Below are 24,729 nucleotides of genomic sequence, written 5' to 3' on the forward strand. Positions count from 1 at the left end.
ACAATGAACAATGAACAATGAACAATGAACAATGAACAATGAACAATGTGCAATGTGCAATTGTCAGTTCGAGCGCAGTCGAGAACCAGTTTAGTCAAGAACAAATGAAATTAGATGTTTGATGGAGTTAAAGGTATACAAGGATAAACAAGAGGTAGCGGAACAGTTTTCAACCTATTTTAAGGAGAAAGCCAATTCGGGAGAGTTCCATGTGGCCCTTTCGGGGGGTAGCACACCCAAAATCGTATTTGATGTACTTGCCGAAAAATTTTCGGATGAAATTGATTGGAGCAAGATTCATTTTTATTGGGGGGATGAACGTTGTGTTCCTCCTACTGATGATGACAGCAACTACAAAATGACCGTGGAGCATCTATTTTCAAAAATTGAGGTGCCCGAAGCCAATATCCATCGTGTATTGGGAGAAAATGACCCTAGTGGTGAAGCCATGCGCTATGCCAACCTGTTGGAAATCAATTTGGATAGGATAGAAGGCATTCCCCAGTTTGATTTGGTCATTCTGGGTATGGGCGATGACGGACATACGGCTTCCATTTTTCCCCATGAGATTGGGCTTTGGAACGCCGAGGACCATTGCGTAGTGGCTACGCATCCCGATTCAGGTCAAAAAAGGGTTTCCATTAATGGAAAGGTCATCAATACCGCCAAAGAAGTCGCTTTTTTGGTCACAGGGGATTCCAAAGCTGAAAAAGTAAAGGCGGTTTTGGGGAAAACAGCAGGTTCTGAAGTGTATCCGGCTAGCCTTGTCAATCCAACATCGGGAAATCTGGTTTGGTTTTTGGATGAGGATGCCGCCACAGGGCTTAGTCCAAATCCATAGTCACATTTTCCCCTTCCAAAAACTCCAAAAACTCGTTTACCTTAAAGTTGTTGGATTCGTATTTGCTATCGCGACTAGATGCAGATTGCTTCCGTTCCTTGCTTCGGGCAAATCGGCGGATGTCCTGTTTGCTTTTTAAGATCAATCCCGGAACCGTTTTGTTTTTCCCATCCTTTCCTTTGGACACCATGGTAAAATAAGAAGAGTTGCAATGTTTTACCTCACCCGTGGTCACATTTTCGGATTCCACCCGTACCCCGACCACCATGGAGGTTTTTCCGGTATAGTTGATAGAGGCCTTGAGCGTGACCAATTCGCCCACTTCAATGGGATTTAAAAAGTCTACCCGGTTCACGGAAGCTGTCACACAGTAGCTTTGCGAATGTTTTGAAGCACAGGCAAAAGCAATTTGGTCCATAAGGTTAAGAATGTGTCCACCGTGCACCTTGCCCCCAAAATTGGAATGGGATGGGAGCATGAGTTCGGTAATGGAGACCCTACTTTCTTTGGACGATTTGAATTTTTTCATTGATTTCTGAATAGCGGTGACTTTTCGGTTTCCACTTCGGTGATGAAATATTTGGTATCGCCCAGCCAAAAGAAGGTGGCGTAGCGTTCCTTGTAGGTCACTTTGATGTACTGGCCTTGATATTCCTTCATCTTTTCGATGATCTCCGTTTGGCTGTCCTCCACAGAAAAGGAAAACACATTGGTGCCCGAAAGCCCTTGACTGATTTGCCCTTCCCAGGTCTTTGCGATCACACCCCTGCGGCTGAACTTGATGAGTTCCCCGGAACGATAGCCCTCACTGAAGGGCACGTAGTAGATAAAGGCAAAATAGGCGGCGATTCCCAGCACTATGGCAGAAATGGCGATAAATAAAAACTTTCTCACGACTTATAGTTCTAGTTTAGGGTCTTCCTCAAAATCATCCTCATGGGCACGTTTTAATATTGGCTCGGGCAAGGACTTTTTGGCTTTGGCCCCCATGGTTCGTAATTTTTCAATACTGATCACAATATTGCCTCGACCATCGAACAACTTGCTCATGGCATTTTTGTATTCCCCTTTGGCATCATCCATTTTTTTGCCCACTTGGGTCAAGTCCTGCATAAAACCAACAAACTTGTCGTACAGGGCCCCAGCCTGTCGGGCAATTTCCATGGCATTTTTTTGCTGTTTCTCATTGCTCCACATGGTATCAATGGTACGAAGCGTAGCGAGCAATGTAGATGGGGTCACAATGACAATGTTCTGTTCAAAGGCCTTGTTGTAGAGCGAGACGTCCTCGTTTATGGCCACGGCAAAGGCAGGCTCAATGGGCACGAACATCAATACAAAATCCGGGCTCTCCATTTCATAGAGGTCCTCATATTTTTTGGCTGACAACTGTTCCACGTGCTTCCGCAGCGAGTTGATATGATCTTTCAGGAATTTGGGTCGGTCATCCTCCTCGGCATTGGTATATCGCTCATAATCGGTCAATGAGACCTTGGAATCCACGACCATTTTTTTGCCATCGGGCAAATGGATGATGACGTCGGGCAAGACCCTACTTCCATCTTCACGGGTAAAGCTTTGCTGAACACTATATTCCCTATCTTTCTCCAAGCCAGACTTTTCCAGGACCCGTTCCAAAACCAATTCTCCCCAGTTCCCCTGCATTTTGCTATCGCCTTTCAATGCTTTGGTCAGGTTTTCGGCCTCTTGGGTTATTTTAAGGTTTTGGTTCTGGAGGTGGTGCAACTGCTCCTTCAAGGCCGAGTGGATACTGATATTCTCCTTTTGCGAATTTTCCACCTTCTCCTCAAACTCCTTTATCTTTTTGTTGAGAGGGGTGAGGATGTTCTCAATGTTCTCTTTATTGCTCTTGGTAAACTTTTCGCTTTTTTCTTCCAGAATTTTGTTGGCAAGGACCTCAAACTCTTTGGTGAACTTTTCCTGTAGTTTTTCAACCTCTTCCTTTTGTTCCCTGTTTTTGAGTTGAAGGTTTTCCAAATCAGCTTGATAACGCACCAACTGGTTGCTTTGCTGTTCTTTTTCGGATTGTAACTGTTTCCGTTCCTCATCGCCCAATAACAATTTATCATTGAGGGATTTGATGGAGGCATGGAGTTGTTGCTCCCGTTCTGCCCAAACACTTTCGGTGGACTTGGTCTTTAACTTTTGGATGTACATGCCACCAAACAGCCCTAATGCCAAGGCAATAATTCCTATAAATAGATAGATCAGTTCTGTGCTCATGAAAAGATTTCTTAGGATAAAGATAACGGATTCCGATGGATGCCAAAATGGAAAATAAACTTACTTATTCACCTTGAACGTGCCCGTTTTGGCATCAAACTGAATCATTTCCGAAGGAAACAAGCGTTCAAAATGATGTTGTTCAATCAGTTCGCATGGTGCTCCGAACGGGTTGTTTACGCCGTCCAAAATCAAGGTCTTGTCGCACAACTGAATGGCCAAATCAATCTCATGGGTGGTAAAGACTATGGTTTTTTGGTTTTCATGCGCTAACTGTTGCAACAATTTCAAGATTTGAACCTTGTGATAGAGGTCCAAATGGGTGGTGGGCTCATCCAACAGGATCAAAGGGGTGTCCTGTGCCATGGCCCGGGCAATAAGAACCCGTTGCAACTGGCCGTCGCTCAATTCGTGGCATTTGACATTTCGTAAATCGTTGAGCAAAAAGGCATTTATACTTTGGTTGATGTGTTCTTTGTCCGATGCGGTAAGGCTTCCCAACCAGTTGGTATAGGGTTGTCTTCCCAAAGCAATGAGTTCTTGGACAGTAAGATTTTTGGATGCAGGAGGTTCCGTGAGGACCACACTGAGTTTTTGGGCCATTTCGGAAGGCGAATGGTCCTCCAATGCTTTACCCTTCAGGTAAATGCGCCCCTCTAGTTTGGGTTGGAAGCTGCCCAAGGTTCGGAGCAAGGTGGATTTCCCGATTCCGTTGGCCCCAACAATACCGCACAAGGTTCCCGCTTCCAGTGAAAAATTGATGTGTTCTGCCACAACTTTTACACCATACCCAATGGTCAATTCTTTGGTGGAAAGGATATGTTTTTCAACGTTTTCCATCAGAATATCATTTTGCGTTTTCGTACCAACAACCATATTACAACGGGTGCCCCAACCAATGAGGTAATCGCATTGATGGGCAATACGTTCACCGAGTTGGGCAATTGGGCGAAGGTATCACAGAGCAACATTAAGATGGCTCCATACAGGAATACGGCAGGCACCAAAATACGGTGTTCCATAGTGTCGAATATCTGTCGCGTAAGGTGTGGTACCGCCAATCCGATGAACACAATAGGGCCGGCAAAGGCGGTTATGCCACCGGCCAACAATCCCGCTGCGATGATGATGATCCATCTCGATTTTCTAAGGGAAACTCCAAGACTTTGGGCATAATGCTCTCCCAACAAAAAGGCATTGAGGGCTTTGATGGAGAGAATGCACAGTAGGACACCCAAAAGTACAATCCCTGTTAAAAGAGATAATTGTTGGGAACTCAAATTCCCCACGCTACCAAAGGACCAAAAGATAAAGCGCTGTAAACTTTCCGCGCTGGTAAAATAGGCCAGTACGCTGACTAATGCCGAGGTGATACTGCCAAACATCAACCCAATGACCAACAAGGCCATGGTGTCGCGTATGCGTTGCGCAACAGCGAGCACTACGGCCAGTACCAAAAAACTGCCCAGACTGGCAGCAATGGCCAAGGAAACATCGCCCACAAAAGACAGGGAAGCAAAGCTTGAAAGGAATGAGGTTCCCATCAAAAGCAGTGCAGCCCCCAAACTGGCGCCGGAGCTAATGCCCAAGACAAAGGGTCCTGCCAGTGGATTTCGGAACAGGGTCTGCATCAAAAGTCCACTCAGGGAAAGCCCACCCCCAACCAAAAGTGCGGTAAATGCCTTGGGAACGCGATAGTCCCAAAGGATGTATTCCCACGAAGATACCTCCAAAGGTTTCCCCATAAGCCCGGAAAGGGTTGCAAAAAAGGGAATGGAAACGGAACCCGAACTGATGTTCAATACCAATGCAAGGCAGAGCGCGACCGAAATCAACACAAAGGAAAGGCGATATGATCTTGGGTGCGACATCTACTGCAAAGGCCTGTAAAAATGGGATTCATAACTAGGCAAGAGTCCCGGATGTAAGATGGAAATAAGGTCTTTCAACACCAAATCGGGGCGTTGGGGTGCCAATTCATAAAAAACCAATCCACCCGTGGCTCCCTTCCTGATGGCATTGGAATATACCTTCTTATTGGAAAATGCCGAAAATTGGTGGTAATGGATATTGGCCTGTTCCAATTCTTCATACGTCCCGTGAAGGGATGGGTTCAACCAATAATCCGCTTGTTGTGCTTTTTCCAGGACGGCTTCCAAACTTAAACCGATTCCCCCGGTCTCTTCGGTATCGGCCCAGATATAATCAGTATTGGCATCTTCTAAAAATTGGGCCATCCAACTTTTTCCACCGGAAACGTACCATACGTCCTTGTAAAGTCCACCTGTAAGTACGATAGGACGTTCTTTGGCATTTTTGGCCAGTACTTTGGCCTCTTGATAAGACTTTTCAATATCGTTAAAAATGCTGTCGGCCTCCATTTCTTTCTGAAAGAAAGGGGCAAAGAATTTGATCCATTCCGCTTTTCCCAATGGGGTCTGTTCCACCCAATCCCCATTATAGACCACGGGAATTCCAGCGCGTTTGATGATGTCATAGGCCTTGTTGGTATCGTTGATGCCAAATCCCATGACCAGTTCAGGGTTGAGTTCCAAGACCACCTCGGTATTGATATTCTCATTGGTACCCAATTCTTTGATCAGGCCTTGGTCGATTCGCTGCCGGGTGGCAGTAGATGAAATCAAATCAGTATTGGGAAACCCGACTACGGATTCGAGTACACCCAAGGCTTCCAAGGAAGGAATATGAGTAGTTGAAGTGATTACCATGCGCTCAATAGGTATCGCCACAATGGCATCATAGGCATCCCTAGGTAGGCTAATGACGGCCAACTTTTCCCTGGGCACCAAGGCATATTTGAAACTTTTTTCGGAACCTGGCCAAGCTGCTGTGACCTCAATTTCGGTAAACTGGCCATTGTGTTGGACCGTAAAGCCCGTAGCATATTGGATTTGGGATTCCTTTGCAGCTACTTCGATGGGTGGGTTTTTCTTTTTTTTGCCACAGCCCAAAACCAAGAGCAAGGAAGCGATTCCAATGAGGAGTCTGGATAACTGTTTTTCTGCCATGGACCAAAAGTAAGATTAATTAACTTTTGCCAAAAAAGATTAAACAGATTGATTACTTTCGCGTTGAATTTTGGTTTGCACGTTGTTGTTGACGTGTGATTAAAAGGGAATCTGGTGAAAATCCGGAACTGTTCCCGCAACTGTAAGTTTATGCCAAACTTGGTTTGGTACCCTTTTGTAGAGGGATGTTGTTTCTTCAAAACCACTGTCCGCAGGATGGGAAGGTTAAACTACATAAGACAAGTCAGGAGACCTGCCAAATTCAAACAAACAATGTTAAACTTTCGGGATAAAAGTTTGCGTATGAACACCATACTACGCTCCCGTTTATTGATTTAAACGAAATGAAGAAAAATCATTTATGGTTATGTGCCGCCCTTTTGGCAGGCAAGGGACTTTGTGCCCAACAACAAGATTCGGCCCACGTGCAACAATTGGATGAGGTTGTAGTGAGCGATTCCAAATTTGAACTGAAGCGTGAGAATTCAGGAAAAACGGTGATCAAGATCACTGCAGAGGAATTGGAACGAAAACAAGGCCAGATCGTGGCCCAGATCATCAACACCAAGAGTGGGATCGAGATTACGGGAAGTCGTGGACGGGACGGCGATGTTTTGGGCGTTTTTGCCCGTGGCGGTCGAGGAAGACAGGTTTTGGTCATCATTGACGGGGTCAGGGTTTCCGATCCATCATCCTTTAGCCAAGAATACGATTTGCGTTTGCTTTCCACCGCAAATATTGAAACCATAGAGATTATCAAGGGAGCGGCCAGTACCCTCTACGGAACCAATGCTGCCACGGCAGTAATCAACATCACCACCAAGAAAAGCTCCAAAGAGAAATTGGCAGGGAATTTTCAATCAACCGTGGGGACCAATCAGACGGCCGATGACCAGAACTACAATTTGGGCAACCTCAGTAATGCGGTTTCCTTGAATGGGACCTTGGACAAGTTCGATTATGTGGTGGATTTCTCCAACCGGAGTTCCAAAGGGCTTTCCGCTGCGGTGACCCCGGAAAATGAAGAGGACAATTTTTCCCATTTCAGCACCAACGTTAAATTGGGCTATCAATTTTCTGAGAACTTTCGATTGTCCGTATATGGAAACCAGACCCGATATTCGAATGAATTTGATGCCGATTTCATGGAGGCCCCTAACCGTTCCAGAGTGGACCAGAAGAGGGCCGGAGTCGCCTCATCTTTTGCATATGGGAAGGGATCGTTGCACCTGAACGCAGCATATACGGATTACGAAACGGATTCCAAAAGCACCTATGGGGAGAGTATTTCGGACGGAAAGAATCTGGTACTTGATTTTTACAACAAATATGTGATCCACGATAAATGGCATACCATTTTGGGCGTAAATTATCTCAAGGATGAGGCGACGTTTTCCAATGATACGGATTTCAATATTGTTGATCCCTATGCCAATGTGGTCTATGTTTCTGATTTTGGATTGAATTTGAATGTGGGTGGACGTTGGAACAATCACTCCGAGTATGGTAGTCACTTTGTGTACAATCTTAACCCTTCCTACGTTTTTTCATCCGCCAATGGGTATGTAAAGCTGTTCGGGTCGTATGCCACATCGTACATTACCCCAAGTTTGACCCAATTGTTCGGGGATTTTGGGTCCAATCCGGACTTGGAACCCGAGGAGAACAGAACCCTTGAAGGAGGTGTGGAGTATAAAGTCAATGATGGATTGCGTTTGAGTGCCCTGTATTTCAATCGGAATGAGAAGAATGCCATCGGGTATGACCAGAACTTTACCAGCATCAACATTTCTGATGAAATCGATGCCAATGGGGTAGAAGTGGAGTTGTCTTGGAAACCTTTAGATGTTTTGGACATCAATGCGAACTATACTTTTACGGAACGAAAAGGGGACAATGCCATTCGAATTCCTAAGCACAAGGTGAATTTGGCATTGGGCTACCAAGTTTGTGAAACCACCAACCTTTCCTTGAGCTACGCCTATACTGGGGAACGTTTTGACACCAATTTCATGACTTTTACGGATGAACCCTTGGAGGCATTTTCCTTGGTGAATCTGTATGTGGAGCATCAATTGTTGCTCAACAGGTTGACGGTCTTTGTTAACGGTTATAACCTATTGAACGAAGAATATACTGAAGTCATCGGCTTTACCACTCGTGGTAGGAATCTGGCCTTTGGATTGAATTTGAACCTATAAACACCCGTTGCAATCCTATGCTGAAAGTCTGTTCCTTTTTGCCGGCCGTTACCCAAATGCTTTATGATATGGGGCTCGATGGACATTTGATGGGAATCACCTTTGAATGTCCCGAACAGGCCTTGAGGGAAAAGAAACCTGTGGTACGCTGTATTCTTGAAGGTAAGAATTTGTCCAGTCAGGAAATCGATTCCCTTTTCTCGGCCAGTAAACATCAGGGGAAGCAATTGTATTATGTGGATGAAAAGCTTTTGGAGCAAATGGCCCCGGATATTATTTTCACCCAGGACATGTGCGATGTTTGCCAGATTGATACCGCTTGTACATCGGCTGCTGTGGCCAATCTGAAAAAGCAACCTGAGTTGATATCCATTAGCCCTGAATCCTTGGAAGATGTTTTTGAGTCGGCCATTACCATTGCGAAGGCTTTGGACCGGGAAGAAGTGGCCTATAGGTATTTGGAAGGACTTCACAAGCGTATGGAGTCTGTGACCGACCAATTGCGTGCGGCCAAGGCACTGCCCAAGCGGGTCATGCTCATGGAGTGGATTCAGCCCATATTCAACTGCGGTCATTGGATTCCCCATCAGATTGCCTACGCGGGAGGTGTGGATATGCTTTCGAACCCCTCCGGGGACAGTGTGGTTACCTCTTGGTCAAAAATAACACAATACGATCCCGAAGTTCTGGTCATTGCTCCCTGTGGTTTTGGGATTGACCGTACCTTAAAGGAAATATATCTCTTAACGGGTCGACCTGGTTGGAAGGATATCAAAGCAGTCAAGGAAGGAAAGGTTTTCATTGCCGATTATGATATGTTTACACAATCATCAGCAAGTACGTTGGTGAACGGGATTGAAGTGTTGGCCGGAATTTTTCACCCAGAAATAATTAAAATTCAGGAACACCTTAGAGGAAAATACAAACAACTCGATTTGCAAAAAGTCCAATCATAAAAAAAAGCGGCCTCGGCCGCTTTTTTTATTCCCATGGATTTGTTAGCTCTATATCCACGTTCAAAGGTTTGTCCAAATACATGTTGTCCCTTAATGGAGTCTGTAGCCTTGAACTGGCAAAGGATTTTGCTGCCATTTGAACAGAAAAGCTTCTTTTGGCACCAGCACCTGTAATTTCATCAATGGCACGGGCCAATAGCGGCTCGTTGGGGTCTCCCAGAACGCCCAGATTGGTCAGGTCCTCATTTAGGGTTATGTCTGGTGTTAATCCATTTGTATAGTCAAAGAAACCATCGGCATTTTCATTTCTTCCTACCAAGGGCTGTATGCCCCAACTATTTTGTGGGTTGATGTTGCCTTCACGGTCCTCATCATAAATAAAGGAATTTTCAGGGTCGTCCACCAAGGTAATGGAGAACTCATTTTTACCCCTAGTAGTCCCCCCAATGTGAATCACTTCCACATAGGGGGCCAAACCATTCATCACCAATTCACTTGCAGAAGCCGAGTCATTGGTGGCTAAAATGAACACCCTATCTAAATTAAGTGTGTTTATGGCACTGGCGCCTGTGGTATTCGCAAAGTAGTCTTCCAATTGGGAGGCACTCAATTGGTCTTGTATTTTATCATTCCAGCGTTGCCTAATGTAAAGCTCATTGGTATTGGTGCCATAGACCATACTGGCCAAAAGGCGGGAGGTGTTTACGGAACCTCCAGGATTGTAGCGCATATCAAGGACAAGTTCTGTGGCTCCAGCGTCTACAAATTGGCCAAATGCGGCATTAAGTTGTTCGTTAAAATTGCCTAAAAATCGATTGTACATGAGATACGCAATTTTCGTCCCATTGATGTCCAAAGTTTTAGCTACCAAAATAGGGTTTTCCACTTGGTTGGAAATTTTGGTAAGAGTCACTTCCGTATCGTTGTCCACAATTTGATTGTCCACGATATCTGCCATTCCAAGTGTATAGGTGTCGTTGTTTCCAAAAAGCAAACTGACATAATTGTCTCCGGTCAATTGTTGTCCGTTCACACGGGTAAAAATATCGCCCCTTTGTATGTCTTTGGTTGAAGCATCAGAATCCGGCACAATGTAAAGTACGTAACCAAAAACATTGGTTCCGTCTTGGAAATAGTTAAGATTGAACTCTAAGCCATTACTCTTGGATACTCCTGAAAGATTGCTGACCAGTTCGGTATAGTCATCATTTAAAAAGCTAAAACGATCTATGGAGTTTTGGTTTCCGAAAAGTGCCGCATGTTTGTTGCAAATTTGATAGTAGAAGAGTTCAGGGTTGGCTGTTGCTTCCAAAAACGAAGTATACTCATCATTGGATGAGAACCTGTCATCAGCAAGGTTGGGGACGTCTTCTTGCCAAAAATACCAGAGGTTCATGGCTTGCCACATAAAGTTTTGGGCAATGGCAGTAGATCCTGGGTTCATGGTGGGAGTTTCCCCATTCTTGATTTGATTGTCATCATTATTACAACCAACAAAGAAGATTGTAAGCCCCAATAATAGAAGAGCATATTTTTTCATAGCAGAGTTTTTATTGGATTCATCAATATTTGTTCCAAATTAGAGATGAGGTTGGTAAGTAAGGCGATAACTTTTATAAATTCTTACAAATTTGCGATACAAAATAGGTACATAAAATCAGAATACAAATTTTTTGTAACAAATTTCGATATGTGTCGTCGTGATTATGTAGACCGAGAAATAAGGTCTAAAACAACTAAGACAAACCAATGAAACAATCAGAGTTTTTAAATGTGGTGATGCCCTTTAAGGACAAGCTATACCGACTGGCAAAACGCTTGTTGGTCTCCAGGGAGGAAGCAGAGGACGCCACACAGGAAATCCTGATGAAATTATGGTCTAAGAATGAATCCATGGGAGAATACAAAAATGTGGAAGCTTTTGCCATGACCATGACCAAGAACTTTTGTTTGGACCGTTTAAAGTCCAGACAAGCGGGTAACCTAAAATTGGTACATAGTAATTATAGTGATGAAAACACTTCGTTGCAACGCCAATTGGAAGCCGAGGACAGTGTGCAATGGATGGAACGCATTATGCAAGAACTGCCCGAACAACAAAAAATGATCTTACAATTACGAGATGTGGAGCAGTATGATTTTGATGAAATATGTGAGCTCATGGAAATGAAGCCCACCGCAGTACGGGTGGCGCTCTCAAGAGCTAGAAAAACAGTACGCGAAGAATTAATAAAAAAACACAGCTATGGCATTGGATAATATAGAAAAGTTATTGGAAAAGTACTTTGAGGCCAGCACAACGGTGGCCGAGGAGGAACAGCTACGGGAGTATTTTGCACAGGAAAGCGTACCCGCGCATTTGGAGCAGTACAGACCTATGTTCAACTACTTTTCCAACGCCAAGGAAGAACGCTTTACCAAGCAGGTTCCATTAAAAACCAGAAGTAATCTATACAAATGGGTTTCCGTTGCGGCGGTCGCAGTTTTAACCTTTGGCATTTATTTTGGTAACGAATACCAAGAAAAGAAGAAAGCAGAGTTCGCTTACCAAGAAACCAAAAAGGCTTTTGAACTCTTGGCTGAGAATTTTGGCCGAGGAACGGAGAAAGTGGCTTACCTCAAAGAGTTCGAAGAAGCAAAACAAAAAATTTACAACAACAATTAAAAACGAAAAACATGAAACGGAATATTTTAATCTTTTTGATCGCGGTTTTGCCAACAATGGGATTCTCACAATCCTTGTTCGACAAGTACGAAGACCTGGATGAAGTCACCTCAGTAGTGGTGAACAAGAGTATGTTCAATTTATTGGCCAAAATAGATGTGGAAATCGATGACCCCGAAGCCCGGGACTTTATGGACATTGCCAGTAGTTTAAAAAGCCTTAAGGTCTTTACCACTGACAACCAAAAAATAGGTGATGACATGAGATCTTCCGTGAGCAGTTACCTAAAATCCTCGAAGATGGAAGAGCTTATGCGCGTGAAGGACAAAGATGCCAATGTAAAGTTCTACATTAAGCAAGGAAGGGATGACGACCATGTGAGCGAATTACTGATGTTGGTCACCGATTTGAGCAACGTAGAGGCTGATGGAAGAAAAATCGAGACTGTGCTACTTTCATTGACAGGCGACATCGATTTGAACAAGATCAACTCCCTGACCAAAAAAATGAACCTTCCCGAAGAGTTGAACAAAGCGGGCAAGCAGAAATAATAGATAAATTGGTTGACAATGACTGGCAAGATGTAACAAAATTAGGATTTCACCAACCAATCATTGTCAACTGATTATTGAATTAAGCAATCAATCAAAAAAAGTACAGATGAAAAATATAGTAAAAGGAATTTTGGCAATGGCAGTGATTCTGTTGGCTTCTTGCTCTTCGAGACAGAGCTTGCAGGAATACTACGTGGACAATTCGGAGAACCCTAATTTTATCACAGTGGATGTCCCAGCAAGTATTCTGAAAATGGATGCCGTAGACCTTACTCCAACCCAGAAAGAAGCTGTGGAATCCTTACGAAAGTTCAATCTATTGGCATTTAAGAAGAATTCAGACAACGCCGCAGAATTTGAGGTGGAAAAAAACAAGGTGCGCGAGATCTTAAAAGGGGAAAAGTTCGTGGAACTCATGAAAATCAACTCCAAGTACGGAAAGGGTGTAGTGAAATATTTGGGTGACGAAGATGCCATAGATGAGGTCATTATCTACGGCGATAGTGATGACAAAGGCTTTGCCTTGGTTAGGGTTTTGGGCAAGGACATGAACCCAGCACATATTATACAACTCATGCAGGCCATCCAAAAATCGGAATATAAGGGTGAGGGACTGGGCGAGATCGGAGAATTTTTAAAGGGCTAGACTGGTTTTTAAAAGGATATGATCCCAAATGGTTTTACTGTTTGGGATTTTTTATTTGTCATATTTCATATCAGAATTAAAGATAATTTCCTATATTGTTGTAAGATTTTACTCAACCTCCCGAATTTTTTCTAACTCTTAATCTTTAAAAATGAAAAACTTAACCAAAGTTATGGTGCTTCTCGCCATGCACACTTTTTTGGCGTGCACCACCGAAATGAAAGAGGATGAGAACCTGCTTTCAGAACAAGACCTAGATGATTTATTCAAGGGCTATAAAGATCTCCAATTAATTAAAGATTACACCATGTCAAAAAAAGAATTGGAATCTTTTCAAAAAGAGGGATTTATTGGAGAATATGTCCGTGTATTCAATTCTATCGATATAAAAACCGGGGAAGCCTCAAAAGTCTATGAGATTGGAAAGGATGTGTACATAAACGAGGAAGACATGTTTGGGCATTCAAAAAAAGACAAGACAAGCACTAAATCAAGTGTCAATGGTACAAATGATTTGTTTTCGCAGTATCGAACAACTAATCTGGTAACTGTTAATAATGGGGTAAGAACTATAGAGATTAAAGCTATTAATTTCTTTTATTTCCAGAATATGAATAATGTGGCTGAAGGACTAATTCAAGCAGTCAATAATTACAATAGCTTAAATTTGACGGTACGTTTTGAATTAAATTTTTATACTATAACCACTTTGCAAGAGTCTTGGCCACTTTACACTCCTGGCATTAATGTTGTAATTCACAATGGAAGTGGAAGTAGTCTGCCCGGAGGAAGCGCTGTCTTTCCCAATTCGGGAAGTCCAGGTGGTCAGGTAAGAATAAACTCAGGCACAAATAATGAGTCAATAAACGTAAATGAACATGTTATAACTCATGAAATTGGACATTGTTTGGGTATGAGGCATACCGACTTTTTTAACAGGTCAATATCTTGTATTTCTGGTGGTAATGAAGGAAATGCAGGTGTTGGTGCAATTCATATACCAGGAACCCCGGCACAGGTGAATGTAGATATGGATTCCGTGTTTTTATCGTGCTTTAATTTGTTTACTGATGGAGAATTCAGTAATGCCGATATCGTAGCATTGCAAGCATTGTATTAATCTTTAAAACAAGAAAGAGTGTTATGAGAATATTTTTTTTCATGATATGTGTTTTTTTAGTTGTGTCTTGTTCTAAAGAAGATAACATCCCTGTTACTGTTGTGGAACTCAACATTGAAGCGAATCAAGAGTTACGGTATTATCTTGGAAATAGACCGACTGAAGGAGGTTATAGTATTGCCAAACAGGCTAAATCGTATCGTTTCAGTGAAATTTTGACGGATGAGGAATTAGGAGGACTAACCTATGTCTATCTTCCAAAGCAAGACTTTAGGGGCACAGATATTGTTGAAATTAACCTAAAAATGTCATCTGGAAATCAAGATTTTAATCAACAATTGATTGTACTTCGTATTACAATCGAATGATTTTAGTGGCTTAGCGAAAAAAATGGAAAAGGGACAACGTTTGTTGCCTTTTTTTGTTTAAATGAGGCAAATTCCGAGCATTTCTGTGACCTTCTTTTTTATCTTAGTGTCTCATAACAAGAACACTAACAAATCAACAACACCATGGAAAAAGCAGAAGAATGGATGAATTACGGCCTTGATCTGGCCAAGGAATTTGGACCCAAGCTCATTACGGCAATCCTGATCTACATTGTGGGGATGTGGATTGTAAAAAGGATTATTTCTGGGACCAGAAAGGTCATGTCCAAGAGCAAGTATGACGAATCCCTACAAAAATTCTTATTGAACCTGTTCTCTTGGACTCTCAAAGTCTTTCTGATCATTGTGGTTATTTCGCGATTGGGCGTGGACGTTACCACCTTCGCTGCCGTAATAGCAGCGGCAGGTTTGGCCGTAGGCTTGGCCCTGCAAGGTTCCCTTTCCAATTTTGCGGGTGGGGTACTGCTTATGATTTTTAAGCCTTATCGTATAGGTGACCTTATAGAGGCCCAAGGCGTATTGGGTGTAGTAAAGGGCATCGAAATCTTCACCACCAAACTGGTTACCCCACAGAACAAACTGGCCATTATTCCAAATGGAGCCATGGCCAATGGAAACATCATCAATTACACCGCTGAAGGCAAAATGCGGGTGGACACCGTGATTGGCGTGGGCTATGGAGAAGACATCAAAAAGACCAAGGAGGTACTTCTAAAAGTGCTCACTACAAACCCCAAGGTTTTGCAAGACCCGGCCCCATCGGTAAATGTGATGGAACTGGCCGATAGCTCCGTAAACTTTGCCGTACGGCCTTTCTGTAAACCCGAGGACTATTGGGATGTGTACTTTGCCACCTATGAAAATTGCAAATTGGCCTTGGATGCCGCCGGAATTGAGATTCCGTATCCGCACCAAGTGGAAATCCACAAGGAGGGATAGTTAAATTATCAAATGAAATAAATTTGAGTTTAATTAAACCCCAGTATAATTCGCTGGGGTTATTTGTTTCAATTCCGTTTTAATAGCATCCGAAACCTCCAAAGTTTCAATAAAATCCGCAATGGACTTCTGGTTGATTTTCTCATTGGTTCGGGTCAAGCCCTTAAGGGCTTCATACGGATTGGGATAGCCTTCGCGGCGTAAAATGGTCTGGATGGCCTCTGCGACCACGGCCCAGTTATCCTCCAAATCCTGCTCAAATTTTTGCTGGTTCAACACGAGTTTGTTCAACCCCTTTAAAGTGGATTGAAACCCGACCAAGGTATGTGCAAAGGGCACCCCTACGTTTCGCAATACGGTACTATCTGTTAAATCGCGCTGCAATCGGGAAATGGGGAGTTTGGCCGATAAATGCTCGAAAATGGCATTGGCCAGACCCAAGTTTCCTTCGGAATTCTCAAAATCTATGGGATTTACTTTGTGCGGCATGGCCGATGAGCCCACTTCGCCCTTTTTTATTTTCTGTTTGAAATAATCCATGGAAATGTAGGTCCAAATGTCCCGATTGAGGTCAATCAAAATGGTGTTAATGCGTTTAAGGCAATCGAACAAAGCGGCCATATGGTCGTAATGCTCAATTTGGGTTGTGGGGAAAGAGTGGTATAGGCCCAATTTTTCCTGCACGAACTTTTGGCCGAAGGCTTTCCAATCTATGCTGGGATAGGCCACTTTATGGGCGTTATAGTTTCCTGTGGCCCCACCAAATTTGGCGGCACTGGGGATGTCGTTCAATAAATTGAATTGCTCTTTCAAACGCTCTACAAAAACATCGATTTCCTTGCCCAAACGGGTAGGGGATGCCGGTTGACCGTGGGTACGTGCCAACATAGGGATGTTCTCCCATTCCTTGGCCAATTCCTTTAATTTTTCAAAGACTTCAAAGTAGGAAGGAACATAACTGTCGTTCATTGCTTCCTTAATGGAAAGCGGAATGGCCGTATTGTTGATATCCTGGGAAGTCAACCCAAAATGGATGAACTCTTTATGGTTCTGTAGTCCCAAGGCATCAAAACGTTGTTTGATGAAATACTCCACGGCTTTTACATCGTGATTGGTGGTTTTTTCAATCTCTTTGATGGACTGGGCATCTTCCGCAGAAAATGCTTTGTAAATTAAACGTAGCTCCTCAAATTTAGTCGCATCAAAATCCGCCAATTGAGGCAACGGTATTTCGCAAAGGGCAATAAAATACTCAATTTCTACCTGTACACGGTATTTGATGAGCGCTTCCTCGGAAAAGTAATTTTGAAGAGATTCGGTTTTGTTTCTATATCTACCGTCTATCGGCGAAATGGCGTTGAGCTGCGTTAAGGACATTTTCACGTACTGTTTTTGAAAGTGGCAAAGATACTCAAACTCCTAGAGTTTATCGGCCTAATTTGGCCAGCTTGTCCAGTGTTTTTTTGGCACGGTTCTGATATCCTACCGTACCTGTGGCATAAGAATCCTCCAAAATCACGCGTAGTTCAGGGTGTACCCAATCAAATTTTTGCCCCAGATAATATAGACTGGTCATGGAAAATACCTTTGGGGCCATGTTCATGGGGCTGATGAGCCAATCGAAACAGGCTGTCAGCATTTTTTCAAGATGTTCATCGGCAATATTTTTGATGAAAACAGGATTTTTCTTTTTGAAATAGGCCTCTGCAACCATTTCACAAACATGCGCCATGAGACGGATACAGGACTCACACTTGAGTTGGGAGAGACTATTTGTAAAAAGGGTCATCATGGGCAGCAGGTACACTAATTTTTTCCGCATGAGATGATCAAAGGTCCAACTGGCATTAAATGTCCCTTCTTTATCTTCTCTCAAAACCTCGAGAAAAAGTGCCTCTGTCAGTGAAGGCTGGCGTATCAATTGTTCCACAAGCTGGTCTACTTTGGGCTTGGAAAGTCTGCCTGAATTCAATTTGGTATGGAGTTGATGTTGGGTCATGCGGGATTATGGTTGAAATTCTCTAAAAAGATGTTCCACTAGTTCGGGAACTCCATTTGCTGCAGTTTTTTCAATGATGGTGATTTTTTCAAAATCTGAAGAGCGTACACTGGGTTTGGGGTCCACAAAAAAGATAGGGGTTGTTCTTGGTGCGTAATGCACTAAACTTGCCGCAGGATAGACTTGCATGGATGTACCAACAATAATCAGAATTTCGGCTTGTTGGGTTATTTGGGCGGCTATTTCCAGCATTGGGACCATTTCTCCGAACCATACAATGTGAGGGCGAAGTTGATGTCCGTTCTTGTCCAGATTGCCCAGAACCAAGTCTTTTTTCCATTCCAATACATGACCTTCGTCCACAGTACTTCGAACCTTAAAAAGTTCACCATGCAAATGCACAACGTTTGAACTTCCTGCCTGTTCATGTAGATTGTCTACGTTTTGGGTTACGATATGCACATCAAAATGCTGCTCCAAATCTACTAGGGCGTGGTGTCCTGCATTGGGGCTTACTTCCAATAATTGTCGTCTCCGTTGGTTGTAAAAATGAAGCACCAATTCCGGATTTTTGGCAAATCCTTGCGGAGAGGCAACTTCCATAACATCGTGCCCTTCCCAAAGCCCATTGGAATCACGAAAAGTCTTCAACCCACTCTCGGCACTCATACCGGCACCAGTGAGCACCACTATTTTCTTTTTGGTCATTTTTTTCTTAATTAGGTGGAAGTTGGGGCTGCCAGAGTTGGGGGAGTCCCAAAAATAGGAATTTTGTTTTTTTCTATCTTGTGAAGTATGCAGAATAATGATTTGTTCACCTATTTGCAAGGGTACTTGACCGAAGAGCGTAAGGAACGTTTTCTAGAGGTATTGAAAAATCGCACCAAATTTTTGACGGTGGCTATTGAAGATGTGTACCAAATGCACAATACCAGCGCCATAATTAGAAGTTGTGATGTGTTTGGAATACAGGAAGTGCATGTGGTGGAAGACCGTTTTTCAAAACGGTTGGACAAGAACATAGCCGTAGGGGCGGAGCAGTGGGTTGATGTACACAAATATCAAAGTACGGGGGAGTGTGTTTCAAGATTAAAGGGTCGAGGATATCAAATTATGGCTACTACCCCGCATGATGATTCTCTTTTGTTGCCCGATTTTTTTCCAAAGAAACAAACGGCATTGTTCTTTGGAACCGAAAAAGAAGGGTTGAGCGAAGAGGTGATGCAGCAAGCAGATGGGTTTCTAAAAATTCCCATGGTGGGTTTTTCCGAAAGCTTAAATGTTTCCGTATCGGCAGCAATCATTATACAGGAACTTGCGCACAAGGTCAGGAATTCCAATGTGAATTGGCAACTATCTGAAGATGAAATTTTTGAGAAGCGTTTCGACTGGACCAAAAAGTCCATTAAAAGTGTGGAAGGAATCATTGAACGGTACCTTTCCAAATGAAGTTTTTTGTACATTTAATTTCTAACCAATTCACAAACAAATGGCTACACTACTTTACATCCTAGCTGGAATTGTGCTGCTCATCCTTATTTTGGGAGCTATAGCGCCCAAGACGTACAATGTCTCAAGATCTATTGAAATTGCCCAACCTAAATCCAAAGTTTTTGAAAATCTTCGTTTTCTGAAAAATCAGGATCAATGGTCGCCTTGGAACAAAAAGGATCCCAACATGGAGAAAAAATTCACTGGAACCGACGGGGAAGTTGGAGCTACCAGTTATTGGAACGGCAACAAGGATGTTGGAGAAGGGGAGCAGGAAATCACGCAGATCGTGGATGGTGAGCGTATTGAGTCAGAACTTCGATTCTTAAAACCATGGAAATCCACTTCCGATGCCTATTTGATGACTGAAGAAGTGAATGGGAACACCACCAAAGTCACTTGGGGTTTCTCGGGAAAGAATAAATTCCCATTTAGCATCATGATGTTGTTCATGAACATGGACAAAGCGGTTGGTAAGGATTTTGAGGAAGGATTGGCATCATTAAAAGACATTTTGGAAAAGTAGCTATGGAACAGAACATGGTGGGCTGGTTTGAGATTCCAGTTGAAGATATGGCCCGGGCAAAAAAATTCTACGAAACAGTTTTTGGAATAGTCATACAGGTACACGATATGGAGGGTACCAAAATGGGTTGGTTCCCATGGGATGAGACCAAAACTGGAGCAGCGGGTTGTCTTATCCAGAATGCGGATTGGTACACGCCCAGCAAAACGGATGGCGTCTTAATTTATTTTGCTAGCGCCGATGTACAACAAGAATTGGACCGTGTGGAGCAGGTAGGCGGCAAAATAATAAGAGCAAAGACCCAAATAAGTCCGGATGTAGGCTATATGGGATTGTTCTTGGACTCGGAAGGTAACCGAATTGCGTTGCATTCCAGAAAATAATACAAATTGCGAATTTTTTGAACTTGAAAATTCTAAGTATGGTTGAAGTTCAGTTTGGTATTTTCGGAAAAATCATCACTGGCCATAACGAAGGTTGGTATGTCAAACTTGAAGATAATACGGACCAATCGGGAGGATTCTATATTTACGAAATGCCCAATTTGGAAGGAGATAATGGGTTTGATACTTGGCTTGAGAGTAAAGAAGACATCAAGTCGTATTTTGATGAATGTAATTGGAAAATTGAGTGGTTGATAATTGAAAAATGATAATTGTTATTCCACCAATTCCAAAAGAGCGATATCAAATTCATTGTCCAAGACCACTTTACCTTTGGTAACAATTACTTCGGTGTCTGAATAGGTGTCGTACAGTTTTGTGCCATCTCCAAAGAAACCTTTTACCACAAGTGATTTTTTCCCTTTGGGCAGGTCAAGGGCCACAACCACTTTATCACGATAATCGCCATCAACATAGGTTCGGGAAAACACATAGGGCGATTTGGACAAACGCTTATGACGCCCAGCACCAATAGCAGGGTGGTTTCTTCTGAACTGACCCAGTTTTTGCCAATGTTTATGGATGTTCTGTATTTCGGCAATGCTATCCAATTCTTCCCAGTTCATAAAGGAACGTAGGGTGGCATCTCCTTCTGCCCCTTCTATCACTAGGCTTCTGGAAGTTTCGTCTCCATAATATACCTGAGAGGCACCTGGGGTCAACAACAATACGTTAGCAGTTTTATAGGGCTGGGTACGGTCTTTATCAAAAGGTGAGCCGTCATCATGGGAAGTTAGGTAGTTGAGTACACTCTTTCCTTTGAGCTTTGTGTTGAGAAGTTGGTTATATTTCTTAAAAATGGTTTCATAATCTTTTTGTCCATCTTCCTTTAATTCAAAATTGATGAGACTCTTGAACCCGTAGTTGAAATAGTCCACCTTTTTGTCGCCAAAATCAAACTCACGACCTCCGGAAATGCCATAGTTGTACACTTCGCCTACCATATAAAATGGGTTGTTGTCCAATATTTCGTCCTGATGTTTTTTCTTCCAGGTCTCAAAGGCATAATTGGCCTCTTTATGCAAGTCTGCCCACGCATTTTCATTTACATGTTTTACGGTGTCCACCCGAAAACCGTCAACGCCAAAATCGTTAATGTAGTCGGTGAGCCATTTAATGATATAATAACGAGGCGCCCTTGGATATCCTGTCCTTTCGAAGAACAATTGCAGTTCGTCCAATTCTTGACTCAGACGTCCTTCTTTCTTCCATTTGGCCAACAAAGCATCGGGTAATTCCACAGGTTCATCCGATTCTGTGAGAATGTCGGGAAGGTTCTCAACCAAGGTGCAGGCCGTGGTGGTTTCGTAAGTGGTAAAATCGCAAGTTGGGCCGGTACGTACCCAGTCATCTGGCCAAACAGGGTCTTTTTCGGTAACAGGCCCAGTATGGTTGAGCACTACATCCAAAAGAATGCGTATGCCTTTGGCATGGGCGGTTTTTACCATATTTTCCAAATCTTTCCGAGAGCCGAAATTTGGGTCAATGGCTGTCCAATCCTTGGCCCAATAACCATGGTATCCGTAGGTTTTTCCGGTGCCTTCATCTGTGGCGCCATGGATTTGCTCGACCACCGGAGTTAACCAAATGGCATTGATGCCTAAATCGGTAAAGTAGCCTTCTTCAATTTTCTGGGTGACGCCAAGAATATCCCCTCCTTCAAAACCTCTAAGGACCGCAGTTTCCTCTGTTCTGTCAAAATTAATGTCGTTTTCGGGGTTACCGTTATTAAAACGGTCGGTAAGGAGGAAGTAGACATTGGCCCCTTCCCATACAAAAGGGACTTTCTTTTTAGGGCTTTGCTGCTCAACTACTTGCTCTTGTTCAATGGTCTGTTGCTCTTTTTTAGCTTCCCTACAACCAAACAAAGTGGACAGAATGGACATGATGACAAGTAGTTTTTTCATGCATTGGGATTTTGCCTAAAGCTATAAAATGAATATGGAAAACTAAAATTTATTTATAGCTCAACGGTACTATCGGCAAAGTCTACATGGTCATGTGTTTTACTTTCGATTGAGTACTTTATACTCTTCATAACAGCTGGATATGGCATCCAAAATCTGAAGGTCGTTCGCCGTATTGATGAAGGATTTGGAGTAGTTACAGTTGTTAAGGATGTCTTCAATATCCACTTTTTCCAGTTGAAGCAGTTCCGTCAACGTTTCCCTATCAAATTTTGACGCCAAAAGATCGCGAATGCCATCATCCTCTTTCATTTGGCGTAATTTTCGCATCTGGCGTGGCTTTTTACCAAAGAGGTTTCGTAAAAGGTCTGCCGGATTCAGAATAGCACCCAATACCTTGGTCACCGCACTTGGGCTTTTATTGCCCGCTTCATAACTGGTGTTCAACCCTGAAATGCTATACTGATAGGCATTATTGACAGGAAGGTTCTTCACGTCAATCTCAAGATATCCAGTCAATTGATAAGGCTTTACAATAACTTCTTCCAAAGCATAAGCGAGCTCTGTTAGGGCTATCTTGGTATCCTGAAACCGGAACATATCGTTGGTTACCCTTACTTTTTGTGTTTTAAAACCCAAATAGGAAAGATAGAGTGTATCATTCACGGCGGCTTGTATGGTAAATCGCCCTTTTTGGTCCGTAATGGTCCCCTTGACTTGATTTAGGTTGATGACGTGCACACTTTCCAAAGGAAAATCGCTCTGCGCATTGACCACAGTGGCCGTCAACTCGCCTTGAACGGATGAATCATCATCATTCTGGGCAAAACAAGACCACGCAATAAGCGAAAAAAGGGTAAGTAGAATTCTTCTCATGCAATCTTTGTCGGTATAAAAGTACTAAACAAAGAAAAATAAACAGGAGGCCCTTGCCATTTAATATAGAATTAACTAATAAAAGCCAGACCTCTTTTTGCCACCTTTCTTAGCGTATCCACCTTTTTTTCCTCCTTTGAACGATGGTTTGTTGCTCCCACCTTTTCGGTGTCCACCTTTTCGATGTCCACGTTTTTTGCCTCCACCTTTTCCACCGCCACCACCAGGCTTGGTAGAAATTTCTACATTGATGAACCGACCTTCCAATTTGAATTCGCTAAAGGTTTGAATAATCAATTCAGCCAGATGCGCATCAGAATTGAAGAAAGAGAAACTGTCTTTGGTGTCTACATTGAAAATGTCTTCTTTTTCCAGATTCAATGTATCTCTTAGGAAGTCTTTCAACGACATCCAATCGTAACCATCGCGCTCACCAACATTAATAAAGTAACGCACGGAACCTTCACTTGGAATTTCTCCTTTGGAAGTCCCTTTGTCATCTCTATCCCTGCCACTTTCGGAGGTGTTAAGGTCTTTGGTTTTGCTGTAGTAATTGTAAAATTGGGTAAATTCTACCGAAACTATTTTCTTGATAAGTTCTTCACGATCAATGCCTTCCAATACATCATTAATAGCGGGAAGATAACTGTCAATCTCCTTGTTTACCTTGGTGTCTTTTATTTTATTGGCCAGATGATATAGTTGAATCTCGCAGATCTCTATACCATCAGGAATATTTTTCTTTAGAAATTCCTGTTTGATTTTATTTTCAATGGACTTGATCTTTCGGAGTTCGGAACGGGTGACAATGACCATGGAAATTCCGGATTTTCCAGCTCGTCCTGTACGACCACTTCTGTGGGTATAGGTTTCGATCTCATCGGGCAATTGATAGTTGATCACGTGGGTCACATCATCCACATCAATTCCACGGGCGGCTACGTCAGTGGCCACCAACATCTGCACCTGCTTTTTTCGGAAGGCATTCATGACCAAATCACGTTGGTTCTGGCTTAGATCGCCATGCAATGCTCCTGCATTGTACCCATCCTCGATTAATTTTTCGGCTACCCGTTGGGTATCGCGTTTGGTTCTACAAAAGACCACGGAAAAAATACCGGGATTGGCATCGGCAAGTCGTTTCAAAGCAGCGTAGCGATCGCGTCCACCCACCACATAATACTCGTGCTGTACTGTTGATGCCCCTGCATTTTTGGTGCCCACGGTGATTTCCACGGGTTGGTGCATAAATTTTTTGGCAATGGAAGCCACTTCCTTGGGCATGGTCGCAGAAAACAACCAAGTCAATTTTTCTTGCGGAGTGTTGGAAAGGATGTCCTTGATATCTTCGTAGAAGCCCATGTTGAGCATTTCATCGGCCTCATCCAATACACAATAATCAATTTTGGAAATGTCCACCATGCCACGTCCGATCATGTCCTTCATCCGTCCAGGAGTGGCCACAACAATTTGGGCGCCGCGCTTGATCTGCTTGGCCTGTTCGGTGATACTGGCTCCACCGTAGATGGCCACGGTGTTAAGTCCCTTAATATATTTGGAATATAATTTTAATTCGTTGGTGATTTGCAAACAAAGTTCACGGGTAGGGGAAAGTATCAATCCTTGCGTGGTTCTACTCTCAGCATGTATTTTTTGGATCATGGGAAAACCAAAAGCAGCGGTTTTACCCGTTCCTGTTTGGGCCAAGGCCACCAAATCGGTGTCTTGTTCCAAAAGAATGGGAATAGATTTTTCCTGTACTTCGGAAGGAGTTTCAAATCCAAGATCGGAAATAGCGTCCAATAGGGGTTGATCCAACCCCAAGGCTTCAAATTTTGTCATAGTGGTATATACCTTAAATCGCAAATATGTTGTGTTGCATAGAGCGATTTCTGTATAACCT

General features: G+C 43.0%; 27 protein-coding genes and 1 riboswitch. Of the genes, 14 read left to right on the forward strand and 13 right to left on the reverse strand.

All coding sequences use genetic code 11. The annotated features are described in order from the left end of the window. The first annotated feature begins 121 nt into the window (after positions 1-121). A complete protein-coding gene (gene pgl, locus EZV76_RS08805; protein WP_136566176.1) occupies positions 122-841 on the forward strand; it encodes a 6-phosphogluconolactonase in 720 nt (239 codons plus the stop codon). Here pgl and EZV76_RS08810 read toward each other — a convergent pair. Genes EZV76_RS08810 through EZV76_RS08835 form a run of 6 tightly spaced genes read right to left on the reverse strand, consistent with a single transcriptional unit; the run spans position 825 to position 6,114 of the window. Continuing rightward, the gene (locus EZV76_RS08810; RefSeq protein ID WP_136566177.1) at positions 825-1,370 is read right to left on the reverse strand and encodes an acyl-CoA thioesterase; all 546 of its coding nucleotides are present in this window, start codon (positions 1,368-1,370) and stop codon (positions 825-827) included. The two genes, pgl and EZV76_RS08810, sit on opposite strands and share 17 nt — an antisense overlap. After that, entirely contained in the window at positions 1,367-1,735 is a 369-nt protein-coding gene (locus EZV76_RS08815; RefSeq protein WP_136566178.1) for a DUF8785 domain-containing protein, read from the reverse strand. The genes EZV76_RS08810 and EZV76_RS08815 overlap by 4 nt, the downstream gene beginning before the upstream one ends. A gap of 3 nt (positions 1,736-1,738) precedes the next feature. Further along, positions 1,739-3,085 (reverse strand): DNA recombination protein RmuC, encoded by a 1,347-nt coding sequence (locus tag EZV76_RS08820; protein WP_136566179.1) that lies wholly within the window; start codon positions 3,083-3,085, stop codon positions 1,739-1,741. A 60-nt stretch (positions 3,086-3,145) separates the two neighbouring features. Next, positions 3,146-3,925 carry an ABC transporter ATP-binding protein gene (locus EZV76_RS08825; protein ID WP_136566180.1) on the reverse strand — a complete coding sequence of 260 codons (780 nt, stop codon included), beginning with the start codon at positions 3,923-3,925 and terminating at the stop codon, positions 3,146-3,148. Continuing rightward, a complete protein-coding gene (locus EZV76_RS08830; protein ID WP_136566181.1) occupies positions 3,925-4,956 on the reverse strand; it encodes an iron chelate uptake ABC transporter family permease subunit in 1,032 nt (343 codons plus the stop codon). The genes EZV76_RS08825 and EZV76_RS08830 overlap by 1 nt, the downstream gene beginning before the upstream one ends. Next, entirely contained in the window at positions 4,957-6,114 is a 1,158-nt protein-coding gene (locus EZV76_RS08835) for an ABC transporter substrate-binding protein (RefSeq protein ID WP_136566182.1), read from the reverse strand. A gap of 54 nt (positions 6,115-6,168) precedes the next feature. Further along, positions 6,169-6,389: riboswitch (cobalamin riboswitch) on the forward strand. Positions 6,390-6,458: 69 nt separating this feature from the next. Between EZV76_RS08835 and EZV76_RS08840 the strand changes: the two genes are divergently transcribed. Both EZV76_RS08840 and EZV76_RS08845 read left to right on the forward strand, forming a co-directional pair. Beyond that, positions 6,459-8,315 carry a TonB-dependent receptor plug domain-containing protein gene (locus EZV76_RS08840; protein WP_136566183.1) on the forward strand — a complete coding sequence of 619 codons (1,857 nt, stop codon included), beginning with the start codon at positions 6,459-6,461 and terminating at the stop codon, positions 8,313-8,315. Between the two features lie 17 nt (positions 8,316-8,332). Further along, positions 8,333-9,271 (forward strand): ABC transporter substrate-binding protein, encoded by a 939-nt coding sequence (locus tag EZV76_RS08845; protein WP_136566184.1) that lies wholly within the window; start codon positions 8,333-8,335, stop codon positions 9,269-9,271. Between the two features lie 25 nt (positions 9,272-9,296). On the opposite strand, the gene EZV76_RS08850 is transcribed toward EZV76_RS08845, so the two are convergent. Then, a complete protein-coding gene (locus EZV76_RS08850; RefSeq protein ID WP_136566185.1) occupies positions 9,297-10,811 on the reverse strand; it encodes a GFO_1087 family putative carboxy terminal peptidase in 1,515 nt (504 codons plus the stop codon). A 209-nt stretch (positions 10,812-11,020) separates the two neighbouring features. Here EZV76_RS08850 and EZV76_RS08855 point away from each other — a divergent pair, with 209 nt between their 5' ends. From EZV76_RS08855 to EZV76_RS08885, 7 genes are all read left to right on the forward strand, one after another. Continuing rightward, positions 11,021-11,530: a GFO_1088 family ECF-type sigma factor gene (locus EZV76_RS08855; RefSeq protein WP_136566186.1), complete on the forward strand. Its 510-nt coding sequence runs from the start codon at positions 11,021-11,023 to the stop codon at positions 11,528-11,530. After that, a complete protein-coding gene (locus EZV76_RS08860) occupies positions 11,517-11,936 on the forward strand; it encodes a PG0215 family putative anti-sigma factor (RefSeq protein WP_136566187.1) in 420 nt (139 codons plus the stop codon). Before EZV76_RS08855 ends, EZV76_RS08860 begins: the two co-directional genes overlap by 14 nt. A gap of 11 nt (positions 11,937-11,947) precedes the next feature. Next, positions 11,948-12,487, forward strand: coding sequence for a GFO_1090 family protein (locus EZV76_RS08865; protein WP_136566188.1), 540 nt, complete (start codon positions 11,948-11,950; stop codon positions 12,485-12,487). Between the two features lie 109 nt (positions 12,488-12,596). Beyond that, the gene (locus tag EZV76_RS08870) at positions 12,597-13,136 is read left to right on the forward strand and encodes a GFO_1091 family lipoprotein (RefSeq protein WP_136566189.1); all 540 of its coding nucleotides are present in this window, start codon (positions 12,597-12,599) and stop codon (positions 13,134-13,136) included. Between the two features lie 151 nt (positions 13,137-13,287). Beyond that, on the forward strand, positions 13,288-14,256 hold the full coding sequence (locus EZV76_RS08875) for a M57 family metalloprotease (protein WP_201741842.1): 969 nt from the start codon (positions 13,288-13,290) through the stop codon (positions 14,254-14,256). 23 nt (positions 14,257-14,279) lie between these two features. After that, positions 14,280-14,624, forward strand: a complete 345-nt coding sequence (locus EZV76_RS08880) for a hypothetical protein (protein ID WP_136566190.1) — start codon at positions 14,280-14,282, stop codon at positions 14,622-14,624. A gap of 144 nt (positions 14,625-14,768) precedes the next feature. Continuing rightward, the gene (locus EZV76_RS08885; protein WP_136566191.1) at positions 14,769-15,584 is read left to right on the forward strand and encodes a mechanosensitive ion channel family protein; all 816 of its coding nucleotides are present in this window, start codon (positions 14,769-14,771) and stop codon (positions 15,582-15,584) included. 33 nt (positions 15,585-15,617) lie between these two features. On the opposite strand, the gene purB is transcribed toward EZV76_RS08885, so the two are convergent. The 3 genes from purB to EZV76_RS08900 are packed head-to-tail and all read right to left on the reverse strand — an operon-like array spanning position 15,618 to position 18,291. After that, on the reverse strand, positions 15,618-16,961 hold the full coding sequence (gene purB, locus EZV76_RS08890; RefSeq protein WP_136566192.1) for an adenylosuccinate lyase: 1,344 nt from the start codon (positions 16,959-16,961) through the stop codon (positions 15,618-15,620). A gap of 49 nt (positions 16,962-17,010) precedes the next feature. After that, positions 17,011-17,583, reverse strand: coding sequence for a HEAT-like fold family protein (locus EZV76_RS08895; RefSeq protein ID WP_136566193.1), 573 nt, complete (start codon positions 17,581-17,583; stop codon positions 17,011-17,013). Positions 17,584-17,589: 6 nt separating this feature from the next. Next, positions 17,590-18,291 (reverse strand): SIR2 family NAD-dependent protein deacylase, encoded by a 702-nt coding sequence (locus tag EZV76_RS08900; protein WP_136566194.1) that lies wholly within the window; start codon positions 18,289-18,291, stop codon positions 17,590-17,592. A gap of 87 nt (positions 18,292-18,378) precedes the next feature. On the opposite strand from EZV76_RS08900, the gene EZV76_RS08905 reads away from it, so the two are divergent. The 4 genes from EZV76_RS08905 to EZV76_RS08920 are packed head-to-tail and all read left to right on the forward strand — an operon-like array spanning position 18,379 to position 20,252. Then, positions 18,379-19,032 carry a TrmH family RNA methyltransferase gene (locus tag EZV76_RS08905; RefSeq protein ID WP_136566195.1) on the forward strand — a complete coding sequence of 218 codons (654 nt, stop codon included), beginning with the start codon at positions 18,379-18,381 and terminating at the stop codon, positions 19,030-19,032. A 40-nt stretch (positions 19,033-19,072) separates the two neighbouring features. Continuing rightward, complete coding sequence (locus EZV76_RS08910; RefSeq protein ID WP_136566196.1) at positions 19,073-19,600, forward strand: SRPBCC family protein; 528 nt, start codon at positions 19,073-19,075, stop codon at positions 19,598-19,600. A 2-nt stretch (positions 19,601-19,602) separates the two neighbouring features. Continuing rightward, a complete protein-coding gene (locus tag EZV76_RS08915) occupies positions 19,603-19,983 on the forward strand; it encodes a VOC family protein (RefSeq protein WP_236640896.1) in 381 nt (126 codons plus the stop codon). A 38-nt stretch (positions 19,984-20,021) separates the two neighbouring features. Continuing rightward, positions 20,022-20,252: a hypothetical protein gene (locus tag EZV76_RS08920; protein WP_136566197.1), complete on the forward strand. Its 231-nt coding sequence runs from the start codon at positions 20,022-20,024 to the stop codon at positions 20,250-20,252. Between the two features lie 6 nt (positions 20,253-20,258). Here the strand turns inward: EZV76_RS08920 and EZV76_RS08925 are convergent, their stop codons facing one another. From EZV76_RS08925 to EZV76_RS08935, 3 genes are all read right to left on the reverse strand, one after another. Continuing rightward, positions 20,259-21,950 carry an alpha-amylase family glycosyl hydrolase gene (locus EZV76_RS08925; RefSeq protein ID WP_136566198.1) on the reverse strand — a complete coding sequence of 564 codons (1,692 nt, stop codon included), beginning with the start codon at positions 21,948-21,950 and terminating at the stop codon, positions 20,259-20,261. Between the two features lie 99 nt (positions 21,951-22,049). After that, positions 22,050-22,826, reverse strand: coding sequence for a carboxypeptidase-like regulatory domain-containing protein (locus EZV76_RS08930; protein WP_136566199.1), 777 nt, complete (start codon positions 22,824-22,826; stop codon positions 22,050-22,052). Between the two features lie 75 nt (positions 22,827-22,901). Next, a complete protein-coding gene (locus EZV76_RS08935; RefSeq protein WP_136566200.1) occupies positions 22,902-24,668 on the reverse strand; it encodes a DEAD/DEAH box helicase in 1,767 nt (588 codons plus the stop codon). Positions 24,669-24,729 lie beyond the last annotated feature (61 nt).

This window comes from Flagellimonas alvinocaridis (assembly GCF_004916895.1).
In the GTDB taxonomy this organism is placed as follows: domain Bacteria; phylum Bacteroidota; class Bacteroidia; order Flavobacteriales; family Flavobacteriaceae; genus Flagellimonas; species Flagellimonas alvinocaridis.

What these genes read in the sequence shown, in the direction of transcription:
- pgl (WP_136566176.1), top strand. Translation starts at nt 122, where the DNA reads ATGGAGTTAAAGGTATACAAGGATAAACAAGAGGTAGCGGAACAGTTT.
- EZV76_RS08810 (WP_136566177.1), bottom strand. Translation starts at nt 1,370, where the DNA reads ATGAAAAAATTCAAATCGTCCAAAGAAAGTAGGGTCTCCATTACCGAA.
- EZV76_RS08820 (WP_136566179.1), bottom strand. Translation starts at nt 3,085, where the DNA reads ATGAGCACAGAACTGATCTATCTATTTATAGGAATTATTGCCTTGGCA.
- EZV76_RS08825 (WP_136566180.1), bottom strand. Translation starts at nt 3,925, where the DNA reads ATGGAAAACGTTGAAAAACATATCCTTTCCACCAAAGAATTGACCATT.
- EZV76_RS08830 (WP_136566181.1), bottom strand. Translation starts at nt 4,956, where the DNA reads ATGTCGCACCCAAGATCATATCGCCTTTCCTTTGTGTTGATTTCGGTC.
- EZV76_RS08835 (WP_136566182.1), bottom strand. Translation starts at nt 6,114, where the DNA reads ATGGCAGAAAAACAGTTATCCAGACTCCTCATTGGAATCGCTTCCTTG.
- EZV76_RS08840 (WP_136566183.1), top strand. Translation starts at nt 6,459, where the DNA reads ATGAAGAAAAATCATTTATGGTTATGTGCCGCCCTTTTGGCAGGCAAG.
- EZV76_RS08845 (WP_136566184.1), top strand. Translation starts at nt 8,333, where the DNA reads ATGCTGAAAGTCTGTTCCTTTTTGCCGGCCGTTACCCAAATGCTTTAT.
- EZV76_RS08850 (WP_136566185.1), bottom strand. Translation starts at nt 10,811, where the DNA reads ATGAAAAAATATGCTCTTCTATTATTGGGGCTTACAATCTTCTTTGTT.
- EZV76_RS08855 (WP_136566186.1), top strand. Translation starts at nt 11,021, where the DNA reads ATGAAACAATCAGAGTTTTTAAATGTGGTGATGCCCTTTAAGGACAAG.
- EZV76_RS08860 (WP_136566187.1), top strand. Translation starts at nt 11,517, where the DNA reads ATGGCATTGGATAATATAGAAAAGTTATTGGAAAAGTACTTTGAGGCC.
- EZV76_RS08865 (WP_136566188.1), top strand. Translation starts at nt 11,948, where the DNA reads ATGAAACGGAATATTTTAATCTTTTTGATCGCGGTTTTGCCAACAATG.
- EZV76_RS08870 (WP_136566189.1), top strand. Translation starts at nt 12,597, where the DNA reads ATGAAAAATATAGTAAAAGGAATTTTGGCAATGGCAGTGATTCTGTTG.
- EZV76_RS08875 (WP_201741842.1), top strand. Translation starts at nt 13,288, where the DNA reads ATGAAAAACTTAACCAAAGTTATGGTGCTTCTCGCCATGCACACTTTT.
- EZV76_RS08880 (WP_136566190.1), top strand. Translation starts at nt 14,280, where the DNA reads ATGAGAATATTTTTTTTCATGATATGTGTTTTTTTAGTTGTGTCTTGT.
- EZV76_RS08885 (WP_136566191.1), top strand. Translation starts at nt 14,769, where the DNA reads ATGGAAAAAGCAGAAGAATGGATGAATTACGGCCTTGATCTGGCCAAG.
- purB (WP_136566192.1), bottom strand. Translation starts at nt 16,961, where the DNA reads ATGTCCTTAACGCAGCTCAACGCCATTTCGCCGATAGACGGTAGATAT.
- EZV76_RS08895 (WP_136566193.1), bottom strand. Translation starts at nt 17,583, where the DNA reads ATGACCCAACATCAACTCCATACCAAATTGAATTCAGGCAGACTTTCC.
- EZV76_RS08900 (WP_136566194.1), bottom strand. Translation starts at nt 18,291, where the DNA reads ATGACCAAAAAGAAAATAGTGGTGCTCACTGGTGCCGGTATGAGTGCC.
- EZV76_RS08905 (WP_136566195.1), top strand. Translation starts at nt 18,379, where the DNA reads ATGCAGAATAATGATTTGTTCACCTATTTGCAAGGGTACTTGACCGAA.
- EZV76_RS08910 (WP_136566196.1), top strand. Translation starts at nt 19,073, where the DNA reads ATGGCTACACTACTTTACATCCTAGCTGGAATTGTGCTGCTCATCCTT.
- EZV76_RS08915 (WP_236640896.1), top strand. Translation starts at nt 19,603, where the DNA reads ATGGAACAGAACATGGTGGGCTGGTTTGAGATTCCAGTTGAAGATATG.
- EZV76_RS08920 (WP_136566197.1), top strand. Translation starts at nt 20,022, where the DNA reads ATGGTTGAAGTTCAGTTTGGTATTTTCGGAAAAATCATCACTGGCCAT.
- EZV76_RS08925 (WP_136566198.1), bottom strand. Translation starts at nt 21,950, where the DNA reads ATGAAAAAACTACTTGTCATCATGTCCATTCTGTCCACTTTGTTTGGT.
- EZV76_RS08930 (WP_136566199.1), bottom strand. Translation starts at nt 22,826, where the DNA reads ATGAGAAGAATTCTACTTACCCTTTTTTCGCTTATTGCGTGGTCTTGT.
- EZV76_RS08935 (WP_136566200.1), bottom strand. Translation starts at nt 24,668, where the DNA reads ATGACAAAATTTGAAGCCTTGGGGTTGGATCAACCCCTATTGGACGCT.